This window comes from Marivibrio halodurans (assembly GCF_017963645.1).
GTDB lineage: Bacteria > Pseudomonadota > Alphaproteobacteria > UBA8366 > Aestuariispiraceae > Marivibrio > Marivibrio halodurans.
In genome coordinates, this window is the sequence record NZ_JAGMWN010000001.1 from 1 (window position 1) to 26,788 (window position 26,788).

The 26,788-nt window shown below is 67.8% G+C and carries 26 protein-coding genes and 1 tRNA gene; 5 read left to right on the top strand and 22 right to left on the bottom strand.

From position 1 onward, the window contains the following. Positions 1–289: 289 nt before the first annotated feature. Complete coding sequence (locus KAJ83_RS00005) at positions 290–967, bottom strand: hypothetical protein (RefSeq protein ID WP_210679971.1); 678 nt, start codon at positions 965–967, stop codon at positions 290–292. 202 nt (positions 968–1,169) lie between these two features. Continuing rightward, positions 1,170–1,898 (bottom strand): DUF1194 domain-containing protein, encoded by a 729-nt coding sequence (locus KAJ83_RS00010; protein ID WP_210679972.1) that lies wholly within the window; start codon positions 1,896–1,898, stop codon positions 1,170–1,172. A 234-nt stretch (positions 1,899–2,132) separates the two neighbouring features. On the opposite strand from KAJ83_RS00010, the gene KAJ83_RS00015 reads away from it, so the two are divergent. Both KAJ83_RS00015 and KAJ83_RS00020 read left to right on the top strand, forming a co-directional pair. Beyond that, positions 2,133–2,963 carry an alpha/beta hydrolase gene (locus tag KAJ83_RS00015; RefSeq protein WP_210679973.1) on the top strand — a complete coding sequence of 277 codons (831 nt, stop codon included), beginning with the start codon at positions 2,133–2,135 and terminating at the stop codon, positions 2,961–2,963. 102 nt (positions 2,964–3,065) lie between these two features. Then, positions 3,066–3,755, top strand: coding sequence for an SCO family protein (locus KAJ83_RS00020; protein WP_210679974.1), 690 nt, complete (start codon positions 3,066–3,068; stop codon positions 3,753–3,755). An 18-nt stretch (positions 3,756–3,773) separates the two neighbouring features. Here the strand turns inward: KAJ83_RS00020 and KAJ83_RS00025 are convergent, their stop codons facing one another. The 14 genes from KAJ83_RS00025 to KAJ83_RS00090 all read right to left on the bottom strand — a co-directional run bounded on the left by KAJ83_RS00025 (position 3,774) and on the right by KAJ83_RS00090 (position 18,813). Further along, positions 3,774–4,274 (bottom strand): copper chaperone PCu(A)C, encoded by a 501-nt coding sequence (locus KAJ83_RS00025; protein WP_210679975.1) that lies wholly within the window; start codon positions 4,272–4,274, stop codon positions 3,774–3,776. After that, the gene (locus KAJ83_RS00030) at positions 4,240–5,241 is read right to left on the bottom strand and encodes a cytochrome c oxidase assembly protein (protein ID WP_210679976.1); all 1,002 of its coding nucleotides are present in this window, start codon (positions 5,239–5,241) and stop codon (positions 4,240–4,242) included. Before KAJ83_RS00030 ends, KAJ83_RS00025 begins: the two co-directional genes overlap by 35 nt. Before the next feature lie 103 nt (positions 5,242–5,344). After that, positions 5,345–6,967 (bottom strand): NTP transferase domain-containing protein, encoded by a 1,623-nt coding sequence (locus KAJ83_RS00035; protein WP_210679977.1) that lies wholly within the window; start codon positions 6,965–6,967, stop codon positions 5,345–5,347. Between the two features lie 23 nt (positions 6,968–6,990). Then, positions 6,991–7,698: an XdhC family protein gene (locus tag KAJ83_RS00040; protein WP_210679978.1), complete on the bottom strand. Its 708-nt coding sequence runs from the start codon at positions 7,696–7,698 to the stop codon at positions 6,991–6,993. Positions 7,699–7,702: 4 nt separating this feature from the next. Further along, entirely contained in the window at positions 7,703–8,026 is a 324-nt protein-coding gene (locus KAJ83_RS00045) for an XdhC family protein (RefSeq protein WP_210679979.1), read from the bottom strand. A gap of 89 nt (positions 8,027–8,115) precedes the next feature. After that, on the bottom strand, positions 8,116–9,381 hold the full coding sequence (locus KAJ83_RS00050; RefSeq protein WP_210679980.1) for a vWA domain-containing protein: 1,266 nt from the start codon (positions 9,379–9,381) through the stop codon (positions 8,116–8,118). Positions 9,382–9,427: 46 nt separating this feature from the next. Continuing rightward, the gene (locus KAJ83_RS00055) at positions 9,428–10,363 is read right to left on the bottom strand and encodes an AAA family ATPase (protein WP_210679981.1); all 936 of its coding nucleotides are present in this window, start codon (positions 10,361–10,363) and stop codon (positions 9,428–9,430) included. Positions 10,364–10,461: 98 nt separating this feature from the next. Further along, the gene (locus KAJ83_RS00060; RefSeq protein WP_210679982.1) at positions 10,462–10,845 is read right to left on the bottom strand and encodes a YdbL family probable chaperone protein; all 384 of its coding nucleotides are present in this window, start codon (positions 10,843–10,845) and stop codon (positions 10,462–10,464) included. Next, positions 10,820–11,056 (bottom strand): YnbE family lipoprotein, encoded by a 237-nt coding sequence (locus KAJ83_RS00065; RefSeq protein WP_210679983.1) that lies wholly within the window; start codon positions 11,054–11,056, stop codon positions 10,820–10,822. The genes KAJ83_RS00060 and KAJ83_RS00065 overlap by 26 nt, the downstream gene beginning before the upstream one ends. Before the next feature lie 72 nt (positions 11,057–11,128). Next, the gene (locus KAJ83_RS00070) at positions 11,129–13,702 is read right to left on the bottom strand and encodes an intermembrane phospholipid transport protein YdbH family protein (RefSeq protein ID WP_210679984.1); all 2,574 of its coding nucleotides are present in this window, start codon (positions 13,700–13,702) and stop codon (positions 11,129–11,131) included. 167 nt (positions 13,703–13,869) lie between these two features. Further along, on the bottom strand, positions 13,870–14,661 hold the full coding sequence (locus tag KAJ83_RS00075; protein WP_210679985.1) for an FAD binding domain-containing protein: 792 nt from the start codon (positions 14,659–14,661) through the stop codon (positions 13,870–13,872). A gap of 26 nt (positions 14,662–14,687) precedes the next feature. Then, positions 14,688–17,063 (bottom strand): xanthine dehydrogenase family protein molybdopterin-binding subunit, encoded by a 2,376-nt coding sequence (locus KAJ83_RS00080; RefSeq protein WP_210679986.1) that lies wholly within the window; start codon positions 17,061–17,063, stop codon positions 14,688–14,690. A gap of 177 nt (positions 17,064–17,240) precedes the next feature. Beyond that, positions 17,241–17,729: a (2Fe-2S)-binding protein gene (locus KAJ83_RS00085; RefSeq protein WP_210679987.1), complete on the bottom strand. Its 489-nt coding sequence runs from the start codon at positions 17,727–17,729 to the stop codon at positions 17,241–17,243. Positions 17,730–17,952: 223 nt separating this feature from the next. Beyond that, positions 17,953–18,813: an SRPBCC family protein gene (locus tag KAJ83_RS00090; RefSeq protein WP_210679988.1), complete on the bottom strand. Its 861-nt coding sequence runs from the start codon at positions 18,811–18,813 to the stop codon at positions 17,953–17,955. 223 nt (positions 18,814–19,036) lie between these two features. Here KAJ83_RS00090 and KAJ83_RS00095 point away from each other — a divergent pair, with 223 nt between their 5' ends. The 3 genes from KAJ83_RS00095 to KAJ83_RS00105 all read left to right on the top strand — a co-directional run bounded on the left by KAJ83_RS00095 (position 19,037) and on the right by KAJ83_RS00105 (position 20,110). After that, a complete protein-coding gene (locus tag KAJ83_RS00095; protein ID WP_210679989.1) occupies positions 19,037–19,555 on the top strand; it encodes a Panacea domain-containing protein in 519 nt (172 codons plus the stop codon). A 142-nt stretch (positions 19,556–19,697) separates the two neighbouring features. Beyond that, positions 19,698–20,003: an ETC complex I subunit gene (locus KAJ83_RS00100; RefSeq protein WP_210679990.1), complete on the top strand. Its 306-nt coding sequence runs from the start codon at positions 19,698–19,700 to the stop codon at positions 20,001–20,003. 30 nt (positions 20,004–20,033) lie between these two features. Next, positions 20,034–20,110, top strand: a tRNA-Arg gene (locus tag KAJ83_RS00105). A gap of 37 nt (positions 20,111–20,147) precedes the next feature. On the opposite strand, the gene KAJ83_RS00110 is transcribed toward KAJ83_RS00105, so the two are convergent. The 6 genes from KAJ83_RS00110 to metC form a co-directional block, all read right to left on the bottom strand. Continuing rightward, positions 20,148–21,176, bottom strand: a complete 1,029-nt coding sequence (locus tag KAJ83_RS00110) for an endonuclease/exonuclease/phosphatase family protein (RefSeq protein ID WP_210679991.1) — start codon at positions 21,174–21,176, stop codon at positions 20,148–20,150. A gap of 134 nt (positions 21,177–21,310) precedes the next feature. Beyond that, positions 21,311–22,702, bottom strand: a complete 1,392-nt coding sequence (locus tag KAJ83_RS00115; RefSeq protein ID WP_210679992.1) for an adenylate/guanylate cyclase domain-containing protein — start codon at positions 22,700–22,702, stop codon at positions 21,311–21,313. 124 nt (positions 22,703–22,826) lie between these two features. Next, positions 22,827–23,981, bottom strand: coding sequence for a molybdenum ABC transporter ATP-binding protein (gene modC, locus KAJ83_RS00120; protein ID WP_246484115.1), 1,155 nt, complete (start codon positions 23,979–23,981; stop codon positions 22,827–22,829). Then, a complete protein-coding gene (modB, locus tag KAJ83_RS00125; protein WP_210679993.1) occupies positions 23,978–24,682 on the bottom strand; it encodes a molybdate ABC transporter permease subunit in 705 nt (234 codons plus the stop codon). Before modB ends, modC begins: the two co-directional genes overlap by 4 nt. Continuing rightward, the gene (modA, locus tag KAJ83_RS00130; RefSeq protein WP_210679994.1) at positions 24,679–25,518 is read right to left on the bottom strand and encodes a molybdate ABC transporter substrate-binding protein; all 840 of its coding nucleotides are present in this window, start codon (positions 25,516–25,518) and stop codon (positions 24,679–24,681) included. The genes modB and modA overlap by 4 nt, the downstream gene beginning before the upstream one ends. Before the next feature lie 83 nt (positions 25,519–25,601). Then, positions 25,602–26,750: a cystathionine beta-lyase gene (metC, locus tag KAJ83_RS00135; RefSeq protein ID WP_210679995.1), complete on the bottom strand. Its 1,149-nt coding sequence runs from the start codon at positions 26,748–26,750 to the stop codon at positions 25,602–25,604. Between the last annotated feature and the right edge of the window lie 38 nt (positions 26,751–26,788).

Genomic DNA, 26,788 nt, shown 5'->3' on the forward strand with positions numbered 1-26,788 from the left:
CATCGCCCGCGCCACCCTTCCTACCCGACCAAAGCCGAACGCGATCCGCATGGGTCGTGATCAACAAGATTTGGTATAACGGGGGGAGAGGGGGCACACGCCGTCGGGAGCGATCGGTCCTCCCGATCTCGCCATGCGTCCCCGATTTGGTCATGCGGGGTCCGCCAATACTTGTGGCGCTATCACCCGGCGGGCGGCCCGACGATCCGTCAATAACGCCCGACCCTATTCATTGATAGGGAAGCGATGATGCCCGATAGCGGGAGGGAAAGGGGGCGGCGCGATCGGTTTATTGCGCCGTCAGGATACGGACGCTCGGTTCCTGATCGGGCGGGGCGGCGGTGGAGGACGCGTTCCCCGACATGTCGGCGGACGATGCATTGCCGGATGAGGTGCCGGCGGATTGCGTGCCGGTCTGGCCTTGCTGGCCGGCCTGACCCTGCTGGCCGGCTTGGGCTTGTCCGGAAGGTGACGTCCCTTGGTTCTGGGCTTGCGTCCTCTGCTGTTGCCCCTGCCCTTGGGATGTTTGCGAGGTCATGCCCGATTGCATGCCCGGCTGGGTCGCGGACGACTGGCCGCGCATATCCTCCGCGCCGAGGAAAGGCAGGGAGATCGAGGCCGAGCTTTCCGTCTTGTTCAGGAAATACCAACTGCCACCCGCCAGGACGCCGACCGTGATGCCGAACAGAAGGACCAGGGTGGTTAGGATCGCGGTGGTCAGTTTCCTTTGTCGGCCGAGATTGCCGACATCGGAGAGCACCCGGTCCAATTTGTTGTCGAGCTTGCCGGAACCGCTGTTCATTTCCGACTGGAGGCGGATCAGCGCGGCGGAGAGGTCGGCGCGCAGCGCGCTATGGGCCTGCTGCACCGATTTCGATTCGGCCGCGACAATACGCAAGGCGGCCCGCACCTGGGCCTCCACGGCGGACAGGTGGGCTCTCAACTCCTCGCGGGATAGGTCGGTCATGTCCCTTCCCAGCTTCTCGCTTGGGCCGACGCGTTCGCGACCGGCCCGGGGCTTTTCTGCGATCCGGCCGGAATGCGCGGTCCCGATCGGTTTGCCGGATCACCTCACCGTCTCGACGGTGCCGGACGTATATTTGTCTATCCGATTTGCAAGAAGGTTGCCAAGTATTCCCTGCCACCCGTCCATACCCGCGCAGTATACGTTAATTCGCGGTGAATTGAAGATGTTTCGAACCCTTTCGATTACCGTTCGCGCGGAAGGGTGTCGCGACATCGGATAGGGTTCCCGGGGCCTGCGAGACCGGCACGTAGCGGATCTCCCGCAGCATCTTCCGCCGGATCGCGTCGCGATAGTCGGGATAGGCGTTCGCGCGTTCCACGAAGGCGCCGAACCCGGCGATGACCTTGTCCTTGTAATAGAGGTCCAGGGTCCACTCCTCGTTCAGGATGGCGAGTGCGTTGACGGTAACGCCCCGCGCGGCCGCGGTGAGGCGGAAATGTTCGAGGTCGGGGCCGTTATTGTGCCGCCCGTCGCCGCTGATATCGATGATCCGGCGGACCGCGCGATAGGGACTTCGGTCCAGCACGCCGAGCGAGTAGCCGATGGCGGTCGAGATCGCGGTGGCTCCGTCCCGGGTCGCGCGCTTGAGCCCCCCGATCCGCGCGATCGCGGCGTCGATCGATGCCGGACCGTCCAGCAAGGTCCAGGGCAGGGCCAAGACCTGGCTGGTGGCCGACGACCATTGCACGACGGCGATGGCGATCGATGCGTAGGGACCGGCGGATATCGCCTGTCGAATCTCCGGATCCCGGAGGGCATGGGCGATGCCCTGGCGCTGGAGGTCGTATTCCTGGGTATCGACGCTATAGGAGCAGTCGATGGCGAGCACGAGGAGGAGATCGACGGTCCGTCCCTGGTCGGCGGCGATCATGCTCTGGGCGCGCGCCTCCCCCGTACCGGGCGGAAGACCGGCCAGCCACATGAATGCGATGGCGGTCGCCGCGATCGCGTTGAGAGTTCGAGAATGCTGGCGGCGGCGTGTGATCGGTCCATCCTCTCGTCATCGGGAGTGCTCGTGTATAAAAGCCCAAGCCGTGCTTGCCACGCAACAGGGGCGACCGGTGAGCACGCGGGACGTGATGGCGGGAAAGGTGGAATGAAGGCGATGATGTGGATCCTGGGGGTGATCGTGATCGCCTATGGTGCCGTGCTGGCCGGTCTTTACGTGGGGCAGCGGGGATTGATGTACCACCCGGCCGCGGGGGCGCCGCAGCCGCCCTCCGTCGTCGGCGTGCCGGAGATGACGGTGCTTCGCATCCCGTCCCATGACGGGCTGACCCTGCGTGCCTGGTGGGCGCCGCCGGCGGGGACGGGGCGGCCGGTCCTGCTCTATTTCCATGGCAATGCGGGCGATCTGGACGACCGGGCGGGGCGGGCGCGGTTCTTCCTGGACCGGGGCTATGGGCTGTTGCTGATGAGTTATCGCTATAACGGCGGAAGCGGGGGGAGCCCGGGCGAGAGCGCCCTGATCGCCGATGGCCATGCGGCCGCCGACTGGCTGGCGGCGGAACATGGGATCGGGGCGGATCGTATCGTGCTCTATGGTGAGTCCCTCGGCTCCGGCATCGCCTCGGCCTTGGCGGCGGAAGGGCGCGGGCGCACCCTGATCGTCGAGGGCGGCTTCGATTCCGCCGCCAATGTGGCCCAGGGCCACTATCCCTATGTTCCGGCGAAATGGTTGATCAAGGATCGGTTCGATAGCGCGGGGCGCCTCGCCAAGGCGCATGGCGTGGCGAAGCTGTTCGTCCATGGCGCGCGGGACCGGATCATTCCCCTGGCCCGCGCACGCGCCCTGCACGAGGCCGCCGCCGGGCCGAAACGCCTGGAAATCCAGGCGGAGGGTGGGCACAGCGACCTCTACGACCATGGCATGGGCGCGCTCGTCGCGGCGTTCCTGGAGGCGCACTACCCGACGCCTTCGCCGGACGATCGATAGGGCACGGCCCCCTGCAACCATTCGTCCCATTGCGCCGCCACGCCGGGGGGATTAGCTGCTTCGCCTGTGAAGCGCCCCTTCGAACCCGGGAGAGCCCGCGCCATGATATTCGGAATCCGCCATCTTCGCGCGCCGTTCACCGCGCGGATCGCGATGCTAATTTGCACCGGATTTCTGATCGCCGCCTTGCCGGGATGCGATGAGGACGATTCCTGGAACGAGACCGATATCGCCGGAACCCTGCCGCCGCTCGACTTCACCATGACGCGCGCGGAGGATGGCCGGACGGTGACGGCGTCGGATTATCGCGGCCGGATCGTCCTGCTCTATTTCGGCTATACCTTCTGTCCGGATGTGTGCCCGACGACGCTTTCGAGCGTCACGGCTGCGCTCGACCGGCTGGGCGGCAAGGCGTCGAAGGCACAGGTTCTTTTCGTCACCGTCGATCCGGCGCGCGACGATTCGGCGGTTCTGAAGCGATATGCCGATGCCTTCGGGGCGCGGGTCGATGCGTTGCGGGGGACACCGGCGCAACTTTCGGCATTGGCGAAACGTTATCGCGTCGCCTATTCGGTCCGGCCGGAGACGGAGGACCGCCCTTATGAGGTCTCTCACGGCTCCGCCGTCTATGTCTTCGACCGGTCGGGGGAGATTAGGCTCCTCGCCTCGTCGCTGGCGACGGGGGAGGCGGATGTCGACGGGCTGGCGGCCGATCTCTCCCGCTTGATCGAGGGCCGCTTCCAATCGGGCTGGGTCGGTCGTCTTCTGACCATGATCGGCATGCCCGCCTAGGCTCGCTATTGACGGGCGTTATCCCCCTGCGCCACGCACCGTGAAGCGGGCGGTCAGATCGGCCCCGTCCGAGAAACGCAAGGTGACGGGCACCGTCCCACCAACCTTCATCATCCCGTCATCGGGGGCCATGCACATCAGGTGATGGCCGTGCGGGGCGAAGCGGACGGTGCCGCCCGCGGGCACATCCACGCGCGCGATCGGCACCATCCGGTCGGCGCCGTTCCCGTCGCCGGTTCGGTGCAGCATCATCCGGCCGCAGGCGGGGGAGGAGGCCGCGACCAATGCACGGCCCCGCGTACCGTCGTTATGCAGGGTGAAATACCCGGCCGCCGGTCGCGCCGGGATGATCATGCGAATCCAGCCGTCGCTCAGATGCAGGCCGTCCGTGCGCGCCTCTCCAGCATGGGCGGCCGTCATGGCGAATAGTGGGCCGAGGGCGAGCGCGGCGCCGAGAAAGAGGGGGCGAAGACACCCCCCGGCCCTATGTCCATTGGCCGGAATCGATGATCGTCGCATCGCTTGCCGTCTCCTCCTTCCCGGTCTCCCGTTCCTCGACCTGGCGCATGAAATTCAGCGTCAGGATTACCCCCGCGACGCTCATCATCGCGCCGGGTATCCACACGATCAGCCCGCCGAACATCTGGTCGCGCAGCGCCCCCACGGCCGGATAGATGCGCCCGCACCAGTGATAGAAATCGTACCAGTCCTGGCCGGAAAAGGTGATCATCGCCCCCAGCAGGATCTGCGGGAACATCACTCCGACGGCGAGGCCGCACCGCCCCAGGAAGGACAGCCGCGCGGGCGGGCACGGCCGTGGGTCGAGCACGAGGCTCCAGAACAGGAGCCCATCGACCACCATGCTCCAATTCATCAGGGCATAGAGGTCGGGATCGATCATCGCGGCGAAATGCACGGACGGAACCAGCCATAGGCCGATCAACCCGACGAACAGAAGCGCGGCGATCAGCGGTTGCTGGATCCACCCCACCGGCCGCGTCAGCCAGGGCGAGCGTGCGAGACGCGCGAGCGGTGCCGGCATGCCGCGCAGCAGCGCCGCGCCGGGCCAGGCCAGCACGATCAGCAGCGGCCCCAGATGGTGCATCACCACATGCTGAATACGGTTCAGGAAGAACATATGTTCCGCCAGATATTCGAACCGCGTCAGCAGGACGGCGTAGGTCACCGCGAGGCCGACCGCGAAGCAGAGGATGCGCCAAAGCGGCGGCTGCTCCCCCTCCGGCGCGGCGATCACGCCCCGCGCGTACCACCAGGCGGCCACCCAGAAGGCGAGGAACTGTAGCGGCGCGAAGTCCCAAGGCGCCCAGACGGGCAGGGAGGCGGGATCGGTCCGCGTCCACCACCAGAAGAGCGTCCCCAGCGCGAGGATCGCCAGATAGACCGCGCCATCGAGCGGGCGCAGCCCCGGCTCGCCCTGTCCGTTCGGGCTGTCCGGCGGGGTTCGAGAGGTGGCGGGATCGACCATGGCCCCGTCATACGCCCCCTATCCCGGTGTTTCGAGGGGGCACGCCTGCGGCCTTTTGCCCGCACCCGGCGCGGCGTTCCCGCATCGGGCGTCCCGGTCGGCGTCAGGTATCCCGCGCGCGGGCCAGGGCCTCCGGCGTGTCGATGTCGTTGAGCACGGAATCGTCATCCATCTCGACCTCGACCACCTGATCCTCGTAGGCGCCGATCAGGGTCTTCGCGCCGGCATCGCCGGCAAGGTCCTGCATCTCCGCGAAGAAGCGCCGCGCGAAAAGGACGGGATTGCCCCGCTTGCCCCGATAGGTGGGTACGCAGATCGCGCGTCCCTCCGTCGGGTCGAAAGCCGCGATCAAGCGGTCGATCGCCCGGTGCGTGACACGCGGCATGTCGCCCAGGCAGACCACCACCCCGTCCACCGCCTCCGGCAGGGCGGCGATGCCGCGCTTCAGGCTCGCGCTCAGGCCCTGGTCGTAATCGGGGTTGTGCACGAAGGCCGCCTCGCAGGAGGCGACGGCGGCGCGCACTCCCTCCGGTTCATGGCCGGTGACGACGGTGAGGCCGTCGATATCGGAATGGGCCAGCGCCTCCGCCGCGTGCGCCACCATCGGGCGGCCCGCCACCTCGGCCAGAAGCTTGTTGGTCTCCCCCATCCGGCGGGATTGCCCGGCCGCCAGCAGCAGGCCCGCGATGCGTGGCGCGCGCTTCGCGCCGGTATCGACCGGTGCTTCCTCCGCGCGCGGTTGCGGGCGCGAGGGGATTTCCTTCAGCAGGCCGCCATCGCCCATGCGCATGATATCGGTACGGGTCACGGGCACGTCGGCGCACAGTCGAGAGAGCACCCAATCGAAGCCGTTCGGCTTGGGCGAGCGCACGCAGCCCGGCGCGCCGATCACGGGCTTGCCCTTAAGCTCGCCCAGCAGCAGCAGATTTCCAGGATCGACCGGCATGCCGAAATGGGTGAGCTTCCCGCCCGCCGCCTGGATCGCGGCCGGAATGACATCGCCGCGGTCGACGATCGCCGAGGCGCCGACCGCGACCACGATGTCCGATGCGTCGGCGGCCGCGTCCAATTCGCCGGCCAGGGCCTGGATTTCATGCGGCACGCGGGCCTCCGAGACCATTCGGCTGCCGAGCGTCGCCAGCCGGCGCGTCATCACCGGCACCGTCTTGTCCAGAACGCTGGCCTTGGTTTCGGGCAGGCGCGTCTGGATTAGGGCGACCCGCTTCTCGACCAGCGGGGCGACGCGCATCAACGGCCCGTTCTCGGCGGCCAGACGCTCCGCCTCCGTTACCGCCGCCTCGGGCGCGGCGAAGGGGATGATCTTGATGGTCGCGGCCATCTGCTTCGCCTCGACGATCTCGAAGGCGGGCAGGGTGGCGATCGTCACCGCCTCGTCGATCAGATTGATGGCGTCCAGCCGCGCGCGCTCCATCACCAGAACGCCGCGCGTCTTGACGATCAGGTTGGCGCGGCCGGTGAAGGGGGCGGCCGCCGTCAGATTGGCGCCGCAGGCCGCGCGCGCGATACGGCCCGCCGCCTCGTCCTCATGCACGTCGCCGGGGTCCAGCCGCGCGGTGACGACGTGGTCCCGCCCATCGGCGCGCAGCGCCGCCACATCCGCGGCCGACAAGGTTCGCCCCTTCTTGAAGCGCGTTCCGTCGACCGTCTGGCTATGGGCCAGGATGGCGCCGACGGCCTGGTCGAGCGGCGTGGGACCGAACCGCATATCCTCGACTTTCCTTCCGGGGCTCAGCGTCCCTTGGCGCCGCGCAGCGCCAAGGTGATCTGGGCCATGACGGAAATCGCGATCTCCGCCGGGCTGACGGCGCCGATATCGAGGCCGATGGGGGCGGCGATACGCTCGATCTCCTCCGGGGCGAGGCCGCTTTCGCCCAGGCGTTCGACCCGCGCGGCATGCGTCTTCTTGCTGCCCAGCGCCCCGACATAGAAGGCGTCGGAGCGCAGCGCGCGCACCAATGCGGGGTCGTCCAGCTTCGGGTCGTGGGTCAACGCGCAGACGGCCGTCCGCCGGTCGGGCGCCAGCGCTTCCAGCGCCTCGTCCGGCCAGCGTTCGTCGACCGCGACATCGGGAAAGCGTTCGGGCGTGGCCCAGGCACCGCGCGGATCGATCACCGTCACCGCATAGCCGGCGAGCGCCGCCATCGGCGCCAGCGCTTGCGCGATATGCACCGCCCCGATGCAGAAGAGACGCAGCGGCGGATTGAATATCTGCACGAAATAGGCATGGCCGTCCCCGGCATCGACCGTGCGGCCCTTGTCGGCGGTCAGCGCGGCCTCCGCCGCGTCGAGGACATCGGCGGGCGCGATCAGCCCCCCGCCCGCGATTTCGCCATCCACCAGCAGCGCCTGATCGCCGTTGTCGAGGCGGGTGATCAGCGCCGTGCGCTTCTTCTCCGCCCGCGCGGCGTTCAATGTCTCCAGGAGCGCGCGTTTCATCGCCTCACGCCTCCAACCGCTCGACGAAGACCTTCACCTCGCCGCCGCAGGCCAATCCCACCTCCCAGGCCATGGCGTCGGAGACGCCGAACTCCAGCAGCTTCGGCGTGCCGGTTTCCATGATGTCCAGGGCCTCGGTCACGACCGCGCCCTCGATGCAGCCGCCGGAGACGGAGCCCTCGAACTCCGAGTCCTCGTTGACGATCAACTGGCTGCCGACCGGGCGCGGGGAGGAGCCCCAGGTTCCGACGACGGTCGCGATGGCGACCTTCTTGCCACCATCGGCCCATTGCGCGGCCCGGGTCAGGAGATCGGGAGTGGTGGTCATGATCGGCCTCGTCTGCTGGGGCGTCGCTCCGGGAGGGGTGCCCCAAGGTTCGTCGCCAAAGGTTTGTCGTTCAAGACTTCGGATATGGGTCACGCGGCCAGTTTCTTCCAGCGGACCATCTCGCCCGTCGCGGCGCTTTCGCTTCGGCTGAGAGTGTCCGCCAGCTTCGCCAGGCTGTCCAGGTTATGGACCGGGCGGAACTCATCCACATGCGGGATCATGGCGCGCGCGCCCGCCGTTTTGGGGGCGTAGCCGTCGTAACGCAGCAGCGGGTTCAGCCAGATCAGCCGCCGGCAGCTTTTATGCAGCCGTTCCATCTCGACCTCCAGGCCGGCCGCTCCCTCCCGGTCCAGCCCGTCGGTGATCAGCAGCACGACCGGCCCCTGGCTCAACACCCGGCGGGACCAGTCCGCGTTGAAGCGGTGCAGGGACTCACCGATGCGCGTGCCGCCGGCCCAGTCCTCCACCGCCGCCGTCACCTTGTCGATGGCGGCGTCGGGGTCGCGGTCGCGCAGATGGCGCGTGATGTTGGTCAGCCGCGTGCCGAACAGGAAGCTGTGCACCCGGTCGCGATCGTTGGTCAGCGCATGCAGGAAATGCAGCAGCATCCGCGCATAGCGGTCCATCGACCCCGAGATGTCGCAGAGCACGACAAGCGGCGGGTTCTCCCGCCGGCGGCTGCGCTTCTTCAACCATATCAGGTCGCCCCCCTGCCGCGCGGAGGCCCGCAGCGTCGCGCGCAGATCGGCGCGCCGCCCGCCCGGATCGGCCCGGTAGCGCCGGGTCTTCACCGGTTTGATCGGCAGGCGCATGCGCTTGATCGCCTGCCGCGCGCGGTCGAGCTCGTCCTTCGTCATCTTCTCGAAGTCCTTCTCCGCGAGAACTTCCCGGTCGGTGACGGAAAGCGCGGCGTCGAGTTCGATCTCCTCCTCTTCCTGCTCCTGGGGGCGCTCCGGCTCGCGCTCGCCCGCCAGGGCCTCGGCCACGCGCGGGGAAAGCTCGGGCTTGTCCTCCGGCGCTTCCTCGCCGCGCATCGCCGGCAGCAGCATGCCCATCATGCGTTCCAGCAGGTTCGGGTTGCGCCAGAAGAAATGGAAGGCCTGATCGAACACCTCGCGCTGATCGCGCCGGTTCACGAAGACGGCATGCAGGGTCCAGTAGAAGTCCCGGCGGCTGGCGACCCCGACCTGGGAGACCGCGTCGATCGCGTCCAGCACCTTGCCCGGGCCGACCGGCAGGCCCGCGGTGCGCAGCACGCGCGCGAAATGCATGATGTTCTCCGCCAGCCGCCCGCCGTCCGCGTCGCCGAGGACGAGGTTGGGGGCGGGATCGTGCCGGTTGGCGTCGTCGCTCATCGTGACGGGTCCTCGAAGGGGAGGGGGCGACGCGGGACTGTGGCCTTCAGGCGGCCTGACCGGCCATCTCGCGCTTCACCTCGTCCAGTATCCGGGCGGCCTCCGAGCCCTGGAGCTTCTGGATGTCGTCCTGATATTTCAGCAGCGCGCCCAGCGTGTCGTTGATCGTGTCGGGGTCCAGCGCCAGCCGGTCGAGCTGCGTCAGCGCCTGGGCCCAGTCGATCGTCTCCGCCACGCCGGGCAGCTTGAAGAGGTCCATGGTGCGGATTTTCTGCACGAAGGCCACGATCTGACGCGACAGGTCCTCCGGCGCGTTCGGTGCCTTCACGCGCAGGATTTCCAGCTCCCGCTCCGCGTCGGGGTAGTCGACCCAATAATAGAAGCAGCGGCGCTTGATCGCGTCGTGGATTTCGCGCGTGCGGTTGGAGGTCAGGATGACCAGCGGTGGCTGATCGGCCTTGATCGTGCCCAGTTCCGGCACCGTCACCTGAAAATCGGAGAGTATTTCGAGCAGGAAGGCCTCGAACGGCTCGTCGGTGCGGTCCAACTCGTCGATCAGCAGGATCGGCGCCTTGCCGCCGGTCGCTTCCAGCGCCGTCAGGATGGGCCGCTTGATCAGGAAGCGCTCGGAGAAGAGATCGCTTTCGAGTTGCTCCCGCCCCCGGTCGCCGGAGGCCTCCGCCAGACGGATTTCCACCATCTGGCGGGGATAGTTCCATTCATAGACGGCGGAGGAAACGTCCAACCCTTCATAGCATTGGAGGCGGATCAACGGCCGGTCCAGGGTTTCGGCCAGGACCTTCGCGATCTCCGTCTTGCCGACGCCGGCCTCGCCCTCCAGGAACAGCGGCCGGCCGAGGCTCAGGGAGAGGTAGAGCGCGGTCGCCAGCGAGCGGTCGCAGACATAGCGGCCCGCGCGCAGCAGGGCCTCGGTCTCATCGACATTCCGGGGGACCCGGGTCGGGGGCGTTTGGGCTGGCATCGGGCTTACCTCATGGCCGGTTCGCGCATTGCTGCTTCCCGGCACGATATAGGCGCCGGGGGTGGACCCTCAACCGCTGCGAGGGTCGGTGCGCGCGCTCAAGGCTTCTGCGCCCAGCTTCCATCCTGCTTCAGGAACCACCAGCCGCTCGGTGCCTTGTCGTAGATCGTCTGGGCGTAGATTTTCGCCACCGCTTCCATGGGGGCGTTTTGCTGGGCGGATTGTTCCTGGTAATAGGCGCGGCGCTTCTCGTTGATGTCGGAGACGAGCGAGCGCAGCGCCGCGTCCGCGCGCGCCTCGTCCCGGATGACGGCGAGGCCGTCATACCGCTCGCCGACGATTCCGGCATCGCGTGGGGCGTCCAGTGGCGCGCTCCACGCCGCGCCCGGCATGACGGCGGCCATGCCGATCGCCAGGAAACCGGCGGCCATCACGCGCAGCGCGCCGCGCCGCGCTTTAGAAAATCGGGTTGTTCTGGACATCCTTCTCCGCCTTCTCCTCGACGCGAAGCCGGACGTCGGCGTCGAGCTTTACATTGAGATTGATGGTGATCGGTTCCTTCGGCGCCTGGACCGCGACCGTCGGCGTGCAGGCGCCCAGTCCCAGCAGCGTGGCCGCCAAGAATACCGTTGCCAGAAGCGCCGGGATCAACACGCCGCGCCGGGCGCGCGGTTCCGTTGGGGCGATATGCATTCGCTCAAGCGTCCTTTCGAGCCACGGCTGCCATCCATCCACAATCGAAGCCTAGCGCGCGCGGGCGCCGCGTCAACGTGCCTGACGGGCCAGCCGCTCCAACAATGAATCCGTGGCGTTAAAGACCGTCCCCAGGCTTTCGACCAGATCGGTGATGTCGGTTTCCACCGACAGATTCACATCGAAAGGCTGCCCGTCCAATACGGCCGGATTGCGGCCGAAGAGCGACAGGGCCAGGACGGCCGCGCCGTCCGGGGTCAGCGAAAGGTCGGCCGAGAGCCGGTCGTACCTGAAATCCTTCAGCGCCTCGATCATCAGGTCGACCGCCTGATTGCGGCCGCTGAGATAATCGCCGATCGCCGGGTTGTCGATGGCCAGCGTTCCGGGCCCGGTGGTTCGGACCGCCCCGTCGGATATCCGAATCCGGGGTGGTGCGTCCGCATCGGCGCCCGGCGCGACGGTAAGCGTGAAGCCCCCGTCGAGCGTTCCCGTGCCGGCCACCCCCTCCACGTCGAGCGCGCCGAGCGCCCGCGACAGGTCCAGCGTCTCCAGATCAATCCGCCCTTCGAACTGGTCCGCCAGCGGATCGTAGCGCGCGTCGCGCAGCAGGACCCGGCCATCCAGCGTTTCCAGGACGAGGCGGTCGATCAGGAGGCGTGCCCTTTCGTCCAGGGAGAAGAGCAGCGATAGACCGACCGGGTCCATGCCCGCGACGGAGAGCCGCGCGTCGAGCCTCTGCCTCGCCAACGTGGCCGGCGCGCGCGCCGCGTCGAAACGCACGGTGCCGGTCAGGTCGGTGATCCGCGCGAGACTGGCGCTCAGCGACACCCCGTCGACCGTCAGCGCGACGTCCCCCGCCGGACCATCCGCCCCGAAGGACAGATCGGCGTCGAGGGCGAGCGTACCCGCCACATCCTCCGCGATCCCCTCCGCCATCGCGGAGAGCATGGCCGGTGTCGGGCCGTCCGGCGTGAAGGTGACGGGCGGCATGTCCATCGCGAAGGTCGGGGCACCGTCCGCCGTCAGCAAGGCCCGGAAGGTGGCGATCACCTGTCCGCCGAGAAGGGATAGATCGCCGCCGCCCCGCCAGCCGCCGCCCTCCGTGCTTTCGATGTGGGCGTTCAGCACCGGATCGCCACGCAGGATCGCTTGCCCATCCCGGTCGATCGACGGGGCGGAAAGGGTCAGGTCATAGGGGCCGGCGACCGGTCCCGCGATCCGCGCGGCGAGGTCGCGGACCGACGTCGCGTTATCCGGATGGCGGATCGCCGCGCCGGATAGCGCGAGGGTCAGGCGACCTTCCTTCATATCGAGGCGAATATTCGGCAAGGCGAGATCGACCGCCGTCTCCTCCGGTCCCGTCAGGGCCAGGTCGGTGATAGCGGCGCGTGCGGTGACGGTCGGGCTCGTACTGTCCGGGGGGAGCCGAAGGGTGAGGGGGCCGGTCCCCTCGATCTCCAGCGGTCGGCGCAGGGCGGTGCCCTGGGGCAGGGGAAGGGGCTCCAAGCGCGCCGTCCATCCCGCCTTCAATGTGGCGTCGAGCGTGCCGTCGCCGGAAAGTGTCGCCGTCGGCGCCCCGGTCACGCGCGCCGGTCCGGCGGCAAGCATAAGCGCGCCGTCCGTCGCGATCCCCCAGCCGCCTTCCCCCATTGGGGAGAGGGAAAGCCGCACGGCCTGACCGCCCGGCACGGCGAGGCGGATCGGGGAGGGTGTCGTGTCGGGCAGGACGGGGCGGATCACCGCGACCAACGCCGTCGGGGCTTCCGCCATCGTTGCTTCGAAGCCCGGGGGCAGGGCGGCCGATACACCCTTGCCGCCCATCGTCAGATCAACCGGCGTATCGGATAGCGCGATGGGCGTCAGGCCCGTCGGCCGCAGACGCACCCCATCGGGTGTCAGCGTCAGCCCGCCGTCGAGTGCCGCCGCCAGCGCCGCGAGGTCCGTCGGCGGATCGGCGGGGTCGAAGGGGGCGCCCCGAACGTCGAGGGTGAAATGGACCGAGCCCTCCGCCGCGTCGAGGCCCGGAAGCAGCGGGTGCCAGACCGCGAGGTCGATCCTGCCCCCACCGGTTGCGTCGATCCCGTCCGGTCGCGCCGAGACGGCGATATCCACTGTGCCGCCGCCGTCGGCATCCCGCAAATCCGCCTCGACGGAGAGCGGCAGCAACGCGTCGCCCGCCGGTCGGGACAGGGCTGCCCGTCCGGCTATCCGGTGCGCGCCGGCCGGTGTTTCGACTGTGAGCCCAAGATCCTCCAGCGCGATCCGCGTCGGCAGCCGCGCCCAGGGCAGGGTGGACGCGCGCGCATCGCCCTCCGCTCTGCCGTCGAACAGATCAGGAGGCAGTCCCGCGACGGTCGGGGTGCCGTCGGAATCCGTTCCGATTCTGGCGCGAAGTCCCGCGACGGATAGCGTCGTCAGCGCGGGCGCCAGGGGATCGAAGCCGATTTCCACCCGGCGGGCGGTGGGGCGCTCCTCGGCGCCCGCCGGGCCGAGGGCGATGTCGTTTAGAACGATGCCCCCGGGCCCGATCTGCGCGACCGTGAAGGAAACCGGTGTGCCGAGCACCTCCCCCGCGAGGGGCGGGGCGATCGATTGCGCGACCGGCACGCGCGCCGCCCACAGCCCACCGAGGATCAGGGCCAGCACCAGCACAGGGGCCGCGACGCCCCAAAGAAGAACGGCGCCGATCCGCGACCGGCGCCGTTCCCCGGTCGGCGTGCCGCCCGGTCGGCTATGGGGTTCCTTGGTGATCGGCTCGGCCTCCCTCTGGATCAGCCCCCCGGGGTCAGCTCCCTGGGATCGGCCCCCTGGGATCAGCCATTAATGGCCGCGACGGCGCGCCGCGCCATCACCCCGATCAGATGCTGGCGATATTCCGCGCTGGCGTGGATGTCGCCGTTCAGGCTGTCGACGGGAATGGAGGAACTGTCCACCGCGTCGGGGCTGAAATTGGCGGAGAGTGCCTGTTCGATATCGCCCGCCCGGAAGACGCCGTCATTGCCCGCGCCGGTCACGGCGACGCGCACGCCGTCCTTGGTCTTGGCGACGAAGACGCCGACCAGGGCATAGCGCGAGGCCGGGTTCTCGAACTTCTGATAGTTCCCGGCCTCCGGCTTGGGGAAGCGCACGGCCTTGATGATCTCGCTTTCCTCCAGCGCGGTCTCGAACATGCCGGTGAAGAAATCGTCCGCCGGAATCTCGCGGGCGTTGGTGACGATCGTCGCCCCGAGCGCGAGACAGGCCGAGGGGTAGCAGGCGGTCGGATCGTTGTTCGCGACCGATCCGCCGATGGTGCCCCGGTTGCGCACTTGCGCGTCGCCGATATTGCCGGCGAGCGCGGCGAGCGACGGCGGCACCGCCGACGAGGCCGCGACGGCGGCATGCGTCGTCATGGCGCCGATGGTGACGCTGTCGCCATCGTCCTTGATGCCGACAAGGTCCGCGATACCGCCGAGGTCGACGAGATCGCTGGGCGCGGCCAGCCGCTGCTTCATCGTCGGGATCAGCGTCATGCCGCCGGCGACGAGGCTCGCATCCTCGCCCTTGCCCAACGCCGCGACCGCGTCGTCGAGCGAGGAGGGCCTGTGATAGTCGAAATTATGCATGGGTTTCGTCCTCTCCTCTCGGGGGCTTATTCGGCCGCCGCCGGCATTTCGGCCGCGCGCAGCGCCTGCCAGACCTTCTGCGGGGTGGCGGGCATGGAGATATCCGTCACGCCCCGTTCGCGCAGCGCGTCGATGACCGCGTTGATGACCGAGGGCGGGCTGCCGATCGCCCCGACCTCGCCGCAGCCCTTCACGCCGAGCGAATTGTGCGCGCACAGCGTCTCCGTCGTCGCCGCCTTGAAGTCGGGCAGGTTGTCCGCCCGGGGCATGCAGTAATCCATGTAGGAGCCGGTGACGAGCTGGCCGTCCTCGTCATAGATGCATTGTTCCAGCAGCGCCTGCCCGATGCCTTGGGCGAGGCCGCCGTGAATCTGCCCCTCCACGATCATCGGATTGATGACGCGTCCGACATCGTCGGCGGCGGTCATGTTGACCACCTCCACGACGCCGGTGTCGGGATCGACCTCCACCTCGCAGATGTGACAGCCGCCGGGGAAGGTGAAGTTCATCGGGTCGTAGAAGGCCTGTTCCTCCAGCCCAGGCTCCAACTGGTCGTGCGGGAAGTTGTGGGGCACATAGGCCGCCAGCGCGATTTCCCCGAAGGCCATTTCCTTGTCGGTGCCGGAGACGGTGAACTTGCCGTCCTTGAACTCGATATCAGCTTCCGAGGCTTCCATGATGTGCGCGGCGATCTTCTTCGCCTTGTCGGTCACCTTGCCGAGCGCCTTCATGATCGCTTCCCCGCCGACGGCCAGCGAGCGCGAGCCGTAGGTGCCCATGCCGAAGGCCACCTTGTTGGTGTCGCCATGGACGATGTCGACATTCTCCAGCGGGATGCCGAGCGTGTCGGAGACCAACTGGGCGAAGGTGGTCTCGTGCCCCTGACCGTGGCTGTGCGAGCCGGTGAAGATCGAGACCGAGCCGGTCGGATGGACGCGGACATTCGCGCTCTCGAACAGGCCGGCGCGCGCGCCGAGCGATCCGACGACCGCCGACGGCGCGATGCCGCAGGCCTCCACATAGGTGGAGAAGCCGATGCCGCGCAGCTTGCCGCGCTTCGCCGCCTCCGCCTTGCGGGCGGGGAAGCCGGCATAGTCGGCGAGTTCCAACGCCTTGTCCAAGGTGGCGTCGTAGTCGCCCGAGTCATATTGCAGCGCGACAGGCGTCTGATAGGGGAAGGCGTCCTTCGGGATGAAGTTCTTCCGCCGGATCTCCACCTGATCCATGCCGAGTTCCCAGGCCGCCTTGCTGACCAGACGTTCCAGCAGATAGGTTGCCTCCGGCCGGCCGGCGCCGCGATAGGCATCGACCGGGACCGTGTTGGTGAAGATCGCCTTCACCTCCGAATAGATCTTCGGCGTGGTGTAGACGCCCGCCAGCAGGGTCGAGTGCAGATAGGTCGGCACGCAGGTCGAGAAGGTGGAGAGATAGGCCCCCATATTGGCCTTGGTATAGACCTTGAGGCCGAGGAACTTGCCCTCCTTGTCGAGCGCCAGGTCGGCATGCGTGATGTGGTCGCGGCCATGCGCGTCGGAGATGAAGCTCTCCGCGCGTTCCGCCACCCATTTGATCGGCCGGCCGACGCGCGGCGCGGCCCAGGTGACCATCGCCTCTTCCGCGTAGTGGTAGATCTTGGAGCCGAAGCCGCCGCCGACATCAGGCGCCACCACGCGCAGCTTGTGTTCCGGCAGTTGCAGGACGAAGGCGCCCATCAGCAGCCGGATGACATGCGGATTCTGGCTGGTGGTATAGAGGGTATATTCCCCCGTCGCCTTGTCGAACTCGCCGATGGCCGCGCGCGGTTCCATCGCGTTGGGGACGAGGCGGTTGTTGGTGATGTCGATGGAGACGACATGGGCCGCGTCCTTGAAGGCGCCGTCAACCTCCGCCTCGTCGCCGAGTTCCCAGTCGTAGCAGAGGTTGCTCGGCGCGTCGTCATGGACCTGCGGGCCGGAGCCGGCGATCGCCTTTTCCATGTTCACGACGGCCGGAAGCTCCTCCAGGTCCATCTCGATCGCTTCGGCCGCGTCCTTGGCCTGGGCATAGGTTTCCGCCACGACGAGAGCCACGGGGTCGCCGACATGCCGCACCTTGCCCTCGGCGAGGACCGGGTGCTTCGGCTCGTTCATCGGGCTGCCGTCCTTGTTATTGACGCCCCAGCCACAGGGGATGCCGCCGAGGCCGGCCGTGTCCGCGCCGGTGAAGACGGCCAGCACGCCCGGCGCCGCCTTGGCCGCGTCGATGTTCAGGCCCTTGATCCTCGCATGCGCCATGGGGCTGCGCAGGATATAGGCATAGGTCTGGTTGGGACGGTCGATATCGTCGGTATAGTTACCGCGGCCGGTCAGGAACCGCTGGTCTTCCTTGCGCTTCACCGAAGCGCCGATGCCGGTATCACTCATCGTCGGATGCCTCCCAATAGTCCCAGCGCTTTCGATAGGGTCCGGTATGGGGCCATCATGCGCGGGGACGGTCGTTCGCTCCCTCAAAGGAGAGGCCCTCGCGCGGGTGCCGGTTTTCCGGTCTTGCTGGATGCGGCGCGGGGCCGTCCGGGGTCTTGTCGCGGGTCGTCCGCCGGCTCACTCGGCCGCGGCGGCCTGCTGTCCCTTCATCGACTGGGCGGCCTGCTTCACCGCCTTCACGATGTTATGGTAGCCGGTGCAGCGGCAGATATTGCCTTCCAGCCATTCCCGGATTTCCCGGTCGCTCGGGTCCGGATTGTGCTGCAGCAGGTCGACCGCGCTCATCACCATGCCGGGCGTGCAGAAGCCGCATTGCAGGCCGTGGCAATCGCGGAAGGCGGCCTGCATCGGGTGCAGATCGTCTCCCTGGGCCAGCCCCTCGATGGTGGTGACCGACGCACCGTCGGCCTGCACGGCGAGCAGGGTGCAGCTTTTCACGGACTTGCCGTCGACATGGACGACACAGGCACCGCACTGGCTGGTATCGCACCCGATATGGGTGCCGGTCAGGTCAAGCTTCTCGCGCAGGAAGGCGGAGAGCAGCGTGCGCCCCTCGACCTCCTGCGAAACCTGCTTGCCGTTCACCGTCATACTGACGTTGGGCATAGCGCGCGTACCTCCCTTCGGCTGTTGGGGCCAGATGCTTCGTTGGGGTCGGGGGCTTTCCAACCGTCGGATGCCCCATTCTCATTACCGTTGTTCTCATTACGGTTGCCGTGGGCCCTGTCGGGCCTTCTATCGTCGATTACTTTGGAACCGGCCCGAAAACCGGTCAACCCTTCCGCGTATGATGCGACCCATGGTCTCGCTCACGCGCGCGCGTCCGACATCACCCGGCGCCGCCGTCGATGCCGGAGAAGATCGCCAGCAGGATCAACACCGCAACGATCACCAGCATCACCCAGGTCATGCCGCTGAGGCCGCCCTTGCGGTTGCGCTTGATCTGCGCGACCGCGTCCGCCGCCGCTTTGGAGGGAGAGGCCGAGGGCGGCGCGGCGGACGCGGCCGGTTGGTTCTTAGCCGGCTCCGCTTCCTTCATGCCGTCGTCGATTTCCGCGTCGGCGGGCCGGTTGGGGCGCGGATCGGATCGCGCCTCCTTCGGGGCGGGCGGCGGCTCGGCGGCCGGCTCGGGCGTGGGGGCTCCGGCGGCCGCGGCGGGGGCGGAGGCCTCCGCCGCGTCCTTCACGGATTGGGGGGCTGGCGCGGCGGCCTGGGGCTCGGCATCGCTTGCCGCCGCGCCGTTGCCGCCGCCGCCGACGATTTCGGCGAACTTGGCGAAGAAGTCGTTGGCGTATTTCTTGGCCGTGGAATCGATCAGGCGCGAGCCGAGTTGCGCCAGCTTGCCGCCGACCTGGGCCTTCACGCCGTATTTCAGGACGGTCTCCGCCCCGTCCTCCTCTAGGGAGACATCGGCCGACCCCTTGGCGAAGCCGGCAGCGCCGCCCTTACCCTCGCCGGCGATGGTGTAGCTCACCGGGGCGTTGACGTTCTCCAGCTTGACCGAACCGGAGAAAGTCGCCTTCACCGGGCCGACCTTGGCCTTGACCTTGGCGTCGAAGCCGTCGCCGGCCTCGTTCTCCTGAAGTGTTTCGCAGCCCGGTATGCAGGCCTTCAGGACTTCCGGATCGTTCAGCGCCTTCCATACCGTTTCGCGGGAGGCGGGGATGCGATGCTCGCCGCTCATATCCATGGTATCGGGTCTCCCTGTTGGGTCGGCCGGATGATGATAGCGTCACGGGTATTGCCGTTTCGCGACCCTGGCACGACTCTGGCATGTCTCATTCCAGGCGATAGACTATCTGGGCGCGCGCCCTCGCAACAAGTATCCTGTCGGGTGCGCGCGCATGGGGCGTCCGATCGTTCGTCGGGCCCCCGGTTCCGGTGGCGCAGTTTTCAGCGAGTTGACCCGTGTCATGACCGTTCCCGCGATCCCTTCGACCCTCGACGTGGCGCTCTGGCTCTTCGACCAGAGCCGGCGCGAGGATATCTACATGCCGGCGCAGAAGCTTCAGCGCCTATTGTGGCTGCAGCAGGGCACCTATGCGGCGATGAACCACGGGCGGATGCTGATGCCCGCGACCTTCGTCGCGGACGAGACGGGGCCGATCGAGGCGACGGTCTTCCATCTGTTCGAGGATTCGCGTCCCCCCATCCCCCCGCGCCCTATCGAGGCCGTGGCCGAGAATCATCTGGCGCGCACATGGCGGCGTTATGCCCATCATTCGCCGGATTACCTGACCAAGCCCATCGTGAAGCAGTTGAGCTATCGCGAGGCCTGGAAGCGCGGGCCGGGCAGCGTCATCCCGTTCGAGGCCATCGCGCGGGACTTCACGCAACTGCCTGAAAGCGAGACCCTGGTGAAGGCCGGCGACGGCCGCGCGCTCAGGAAATGGGTGCCGACCGCCAAGCCCGCCATGCGCCGTATCCGATAGGGGCCGCATCCGGTGGGGCTTGCCGTCGTTTCGGGATGTTCGGGCGCGTCGGCGGCTTTTCTCGCGCGGCGAAGCGCGCTAAAGAAGGGCGGACGGGGCGTCGAGCCCCCCCAGCGCGTTCGAGGATGAGGGACGATCCGCCATGGAAGTCAGGATCTACAAGCCGGCGAAAACCGCGATGCAATCCGGTCGGGGAAAGACCAAGGACTGGGTCCTGGAGTTCGAGCCCGCCGATGGTGGCCGGCCCGACCCGTTGATGGGCTGGTCCGGCTCGCGCGATACGCGCAAGCAGGTTCGCCTCCGCTTCCACAGCGAGGAGGAGGCCGTGGCCTATGCCCGCAAGCACGGCTACGCCTATACCATCGAGAAACCGAGAACGCGCACCATCCGGCCGAAATCCTACGCCGCCAATTTCGCTTATGACCGGGTGCGTCCCTGGACGCATTAACGGCCGATCCGGCGACGCCGACCCCGCGCCGGCCCCGTAGCTCAACCGGATAGAGCAGGCGCCTTCTAAGCGTCAGGTTGCAGGTTCGAGTCCTGCCGGGGTCGCCAACTCTTTCTCGTAAACCAGCAAACGTCTCCTCCCGCCTCAACTCCCGGCTTCCGGGTCCGCATCGAGGGTGATGCGGATCGCGCAATGGTCGGAGAGGCGGTGGCTCATCGCCTCATCGCCCGCGAAGGGCGCGTCGTAGGGACGTTGCTCGAAGCTGCCGAGGCGGACGAGAGCGGCCGCCCTTTCGTTCATCACGAAATGGTCGATGAAGCGCCGGTACCTGCCACCCGCCCAGCAGGGCGCGACCTGGAAGCGTGTCGGGCGGACGAGGCTCTGGCCGATCGGATCGCCGTCGCTCAGGATCGGCCAGAGGGCGCTGCCGTCGCCCCGCGCGCCCTCGCCGTCGAAGCGGCGGTTGAAATCCCCGAACACAATGAACGGCACGTCCTCGCGCACCCTGTCCTCGATCCAGTCGACGAGGGGCGGAACTTGCCGGGCCAGGCGCGCGCAGGCCTTGGCGGTGCGCCGGGCCCAATCGGTGGCGTCGGCCGACAGCCGGGCGTACGCGTCGAGCGGCCCCGCGTGGCAGCCGGATTTGAGATGCACCCCCAGGAACCGAACGGCCCGCTGTCCCAGCGGCAATTGGAAATCGGCGCCATAGCGCAGATGATCCCCGGGCAGTGCCAATGGCAGATACCACCCCACGCGGGGCATGCAGCCCGAGGCGTCGGAGGCGAGGGCGGCCCGGAAGGCGACCACGAGCTTCTGACGGCTGGTGATCGGGTTGCCGTTGTCGCGTGGGGAGGCTTCGACGCAATAGCCATCGGGAAGCAGCATCCGCGCGGCCTCGGCTCCGTCGAGTTCCTGGAACAGGATCACATCCGCGTCGAGGCCCTTCGCATAGGCGCGCAGACGTGCCAAATCCTCCGGGGTGCGGGCGAACCGCCTGAGGCGCCCGTCCTCGTAATGGGAGCGGTCGGTGTAGAAATGCGCGACGTTCCAACTCACGATCGTCAGGGACTCCACGATATCCGACCGCGCCGCGCCGGCCGCCGCGAGAAATGGAAGGGCGAGGGCGAAGCACCGGGCGTGTACCGCGACGCGACGGAACAACGGGGTCGGCATGGGCGATATCCTGCAATCTAAGATCGCAAGAATTCATATCGGCCATCAAATCGTTAGTCTTCGTGCATTATTCACCGGCCGCTCAATCCCTGGGGGCCCGGCTCGTTCGTGAAGGATTTCCGGTGCGTGCGGAATCAGGACCAGAAATGCGGCTTGAACACCTGAATGGGGTCGGCGATCCCAGCGACCGGGTGCGCGCCGAAATCGGTCCGCGGGAATCGGTCGGATACCAGATCGGCGAAGTCCTTCGACATCAGGACCGGGGTGCCGAGACGCTTCGTCAGCGTTTCGATACGCGATGTGCGGTTGACCGCGGGGCCCATCACGGTGAAGTCGAGCCGCGCGTCGGCACCGACATTACCGTACAGCACGGACCCTTCATGCAGGCCGATGCCGAAGGCGATGGCCGGCAACCCCTGCCGCCGCAGGCGGGCATTGAGCGCCGGAAGCCGATAGATCGCGTCCGATGCCGCGTTGAGCGCGTTGTCGCATGCCTTGCCCGGGTCCTGCCCGTCGCCGGTCGGAAAGACGATCAACATCGCGTCTCCGATGAAGCGCAGGACCTCTCCCCCATAGACGGTGACGGATTCGAAGACATGGGCGAAATAGGCGTTCATCAGGTCGAGCATCGCGGTTTCCTCGACCGTCTCGCTCATCGCCGTGAAGTCGCGCAGGTCGGAATACCAGAGCGCCGCCTTGATCCGTTCCCCGTCGCCGCGCCGGATCTTGCCGGCGAGCACGCGCTGGCCCGTGCGCTCTCCCAGATAGGTGTTCAGGACGTTGACGGAGAGCTGATGCTGGGCCAGCGATTCCACCACCGGCAGCAGCATCCGGGCCAGCATGCGGAACTTCGCGATATCGGTATCGGTGAATCCCTCCGTCCGATCCGTCACGACGAAGAACGAATCCTGCCGGCCGGTGAAGGTCGGCATGGGGATGCCGATATAGTCGGTGCCGCCCATCTCGCGCAGGTTGAACAGCACATCGTGATCATGGACGGGGTCGAGCCGGTCGAGCCGGTAGCGCACGATCGATCCGCTGCGATGCATCATCTCGGTCGGCGAGCCGAGATAGTCCGGCGTCTGAAAAATGCCGTACCCGACATTCAACGTCGTCGCTTCCGCCTGACCGCGCATCCAGGTATAGGCGTTCGCTTCCTGCTGCGGATGGATCGCCCATATGCCGAGTCTTAGGCGCAAGACCGGCGCGCCGGCGGCAATCAGAACCTCGCCGAGGCCGCGCAACAGGTCCGGCAGGGTCGTGACACGGCTGCCCGGTCCGAACAGCCAGTCCACGACGGGCGTCATCGACCAGCCGGTGCCGGAAAGCGCCGCGATGCAATGGCCCAGCGGCCCGGTATCGTCCGTCGGCAAAAGGGTCAGGCTCGGACTCGCGCCGGTCGTCCAGGGCAGCGCGGGCATGCGCCGGTCATGCGGGATGTCCAGGGACACATCTTGTGGGGCGTTGTCGGCATTTTCGGTGGCGATGTCGGTGGGGCGGTCGGACATGTCGAGATCGGCGGTCATGGGAGGTGTCCAATTCAAGTGACGGCCGGGGGTAAGCCGGCCGACGCGTCATCCAAATGTAGCACGGAACGCGGCGGAGATGGGCATCGATGCGCGCGATTGCCAGGGCTTTATGATCCGGCGGCTATTTTCCCGGTACGCGCGACGTCCGTCCGCCGAGGCTGGCACGGTCGATCGCGCCGGCCTTGACGATGGCGTGAACCCTTTTCCCGGGCGAAAGGGCGAGGCGATCCGCCGACAGTCGCGTGACCCGCGCCCAGAGCGGCGCGCCCGCATCGACCAGAACATGGACGAAGGCGCCGTCCGCGCGCGCCATCTCGCGCACCGTCGCGGGCAGGACGTTCAACGTGCTGGCGGCCTCCGGCGGCGCCAGGCTCAAGGTGATGTCGCGCGCGCGCAGACGTACCCGCAGGTCCGTGCCGGGGGCAAGCGAAAGCAAGGCGACCTGAAGGCGTCCGCCGCCCTCGATCTCCAGCGTGGTAAGCGCGTAGTCCGCGTCATGCGCGACCACCCGCGCGCCGACCACGGCCCCGGCCTCGCCCTGGCCGGTCAGCAGCGGCAGGTCGATGCGCCCGGTCAGCGCCTCCACCGGCCCGACGGCGGCGAGAGCACCGTCATCGATCAGCGCCATGGTATCGGCGAGGCGGATCACCTCCTCCATGGCGTGGCTGACATAGACGACCGGCAATCCCGTTTCATGTACCAGCCGCTCAAGGAAAGGCAGGATCTCCGCCTTGCGCGGCGCGTCGAGGGAGGCGAGCGGTTCGTCCATCAGCAGCAACGCCGGATCGCTCAACAGCGCGCGGCCGATGGCGACGCGCTGCGTTTCCCCGCCCGAGAGCGCGCCCGGCCGGCGGTCCAGCAGGGTCTCGATATCGAGCAGCCGGCACACGGCCTCCAATGTCATGGCGCCCTGGCGCCTGCCGCCCGCCCATTGGCCATAGAGCAGGTTCCGGCGCACCGTCATATGCGGGAACAGGCGCGCATCCTGGAAGACATAGCCGACGCGGCGTTTCTCCGGCGGCAGGTCGATGCCGGCGCGGGAATCGAAAAGGGGCCGGCCGCCCACGGCGATGCGGCCCCGGTCCGGGCGCATCAAGCCGGCGATCATCTCGACAAGGCTGCTCTTGCCCGCGCCGGAGCGCCCGAACAGGGCGGTGACGCCGCCCGGCGCCTCGAACCGGACGGATAAGGCGAAGCGTGGTCCCAGGCGCTTCTCGACATCGATTTCCAGGGGCATGGGGATTTCCACGGGCGTGGGGCGCACGGCGTCGCTCATGGCTCCATCCCCTTCACGCGGCGGCTCGCGCGGCGCGCCAGCAGTTCGGAGGCGATCAGGGCCGCCATGGACAGGACCACCGCGATCACGGTGAGGCGGATCGCCGCCGCGTCGCCCGTCGGCGTTTGGAGGAAGGAATAGATCGCGATCGACAAGGTCCGCGTCTCGCCCGGGATGTTGGAGACGAAGGTGATGGTGGCGCCGAATTCCCCGACACCCTTCGCGAAGGAGAGGATCGCGCCGGCGATGATGCCCGGCATGAGTTGCGGCAGGCTGATGGTCAGAAAGACAACGGCGCGGCCCGCGCCCAGGGTGCGGGCGGCCGATTCCATGCGCGGGTCGATCCCTTCCAGCGACAGGCGGATCGCCCGCACCATCAGGGGGAAGCCCATCAGCGCCGCCGCCAATACCGCGCCGGTCCAGCGGAAGGCGAGGACGATGCCGAAGGTATCCTCCAGCCACCCGCCGATCGGGCCCTTGGTCCCGAACAGGATCAGCAGCAGATAGCCCGTCACGACCGGCGGCAGCACCAACGGCAGATGGATCAGCCCGTTGACGACCGACCGGCCGGGGAAGTCGACCCGCGTCAGCAGGTAGGCGGTCGCGACCGCGAGCGGCAGGCTGAGCCCGACGCTCCAGATCGCGACCTTGGCCGAAAGACCGAGTGCCTCCCATTCAACCGGCGTCAGCCAATCGGTCATGAACCGGCGGCATCCTTCGGCTGGGAGAAACCGAAGCGCGCGAAGATCGCCGTCGCCTCATCGCCCGCCAGGAAATCCAGCAGGCGGCGCGTGGCCTCCGCCCTGGCAGGGTCGGCGGCGGCGTGCGCGGTAATCGCGGCCGGATAGAGGATCGGCGGATGGCTGGAGGCAGGGAAGGCGGCGACGGTGCGCACCCCGTCCTCCGCCGCCGCGTCGGTGGCATAGACGATCCCAAGCGGCGTTTCCCCCCGGGCCACGAGCGCCAGGGCCGCGCGCACATTGGCCGCCCGCGCGACGCGGGGTTCGATCGCCGCCCAATAGCCGAGGCTGGTCAGCGCCTGGCGGCCATAGATGCCGGCGGGCACATGATCGGGGTCCCCCATGGCAAGGCGGCCGTCACCGCCCAGGGCGGCCAGAAGCCGGTCGCCGTCGCCGAGGATGTCGTCGTCGGCCGCCCCGCTATCGGCTTCACGATCGGCGGGGGCGATCAGGGCCAAGCTGTTCGCCAGCAATTGCCGCCGGCTTTCGGTATCGATCAGGCCACGCTCCGCGACATAGTCCATCCAGCGGGGATTGGCGGAGAGATAAAGGTCCGCGGGCGCGCCCTGCTCGATCTGGCGGGCGAGGGTGGAGCTGGACTCGAAGACGAGGCGCACGGTCCCCGGATGGTCGTCGCGATAGGCCGCGACGGCGGCATCGAGGGCGTCGGTCAGGCTCGCCGCGCCGAATACCGTCAGCGTCGGGGCCTCGTCGGCCCGCACCGTCATCGGCGCATGGAGCAGCGCCGGCAGGGCGAATGCCAGAAGGAGGGCGGTCAGTCGTAGCAAGCGACGCATTGTCGGTCTCCCATCTTCGATATGTTCAGTGAAACATATCGAAGATATTCCCGATTGGGAAGAGGGCGCCGAGCAGGCGATCGTCAGCGCAGCCGGCCCAACCCCGCTTCCAGATCGGCGATCAGATCCTTCGGGTCCTCCAGCCCGACATGCAGGCGGATCAGGAAGCCGTCGGCCTCCCATCGCGTGGCGGTTCGCATCTTCTCCGGATAGCCGGTCAGGATCAGGCTTTCATAGCCGCCCCAACTGGCCCCGATCCCGAAGAGTTCCATGCCGTCGATCATATCCACCAGCTTGGCTTTCGACGGTGCCTTGACGACGCAGGCGAAGAGGCCGCATGCCCCCTCGAAGTCGCGCTTCCACAGCGCGTGGTCGGGATGGCTTTCCAGGGCGGGGTGCAGGACCTTGGAGATTTCGGGTCTGTCCTCCAGCCAACGCGCGACCTCGATCCCGTTTTTCTGGTGGCGCTCCAGCCGGACGGAAAGGGTGCGCAGGCCCCGGTGGCAGAGATAAACCTCCTCGGTGCCGGCCGTGACGCCCAGTTGCGTGACGGCGGCGCGGACCGGCTCCACCGCGTCCGGCGCGCAAGCGATCAGCCCCATCATCGCGTCGGAATGGCCGACATGGTACTTCGTCGCGGCCAGCACGGAGATATCCACCCCATGTTCGATCGGCCGGAAGAAGTGGCTGGCCCCCCAGGTGTTGTCGAGGGCGGTGGGCACGCCCGCCGCCTTCGCCGCCTTGGCCAATGCCGGCACGTCCTGGATCTCGAAGGTGAGGGAGCCCGGGCTCTCCAGCCAGACCATGAAAGTTTCCGGCCGGATCAGTTTCGCGAGGTCCTCGCCGCCGATCCTCGGGTCGAAATATTCCGTCTCGACGCCCAGGGTCTTCAGCATTCCCTCGCAGAATTTCCGTACCGGGAAATAGGCGCTGTCCGTCACCAGGAAATGCCCGCCCGGTTTGGCATAGGCGAGGATCGTCGCCGTGATCGCGTTGAGGCCGCAGGAACAGGGGAACGTCTCCGCCGCGCCTTCCAGGTCGCTGATGGCGTTCGTCAGGGCGCGGGTCGTGGGGGTTCCGAACCGGCCGTAGAGCATCTCGCCGCGACGGGCCTCGAAATCCTCGATATGCGGTTGAAGCACCGTGGAGGCGCGATAGACCGGCGGGTTGACCGCCCCCTTATAGTCTCGCGGCGTACGTCCGGCATGGGTGATGCGGGTATCGCGTTCCATACTTGGTGTCCTCGGTTTCTCGGGTTTCGTCTCGCGGC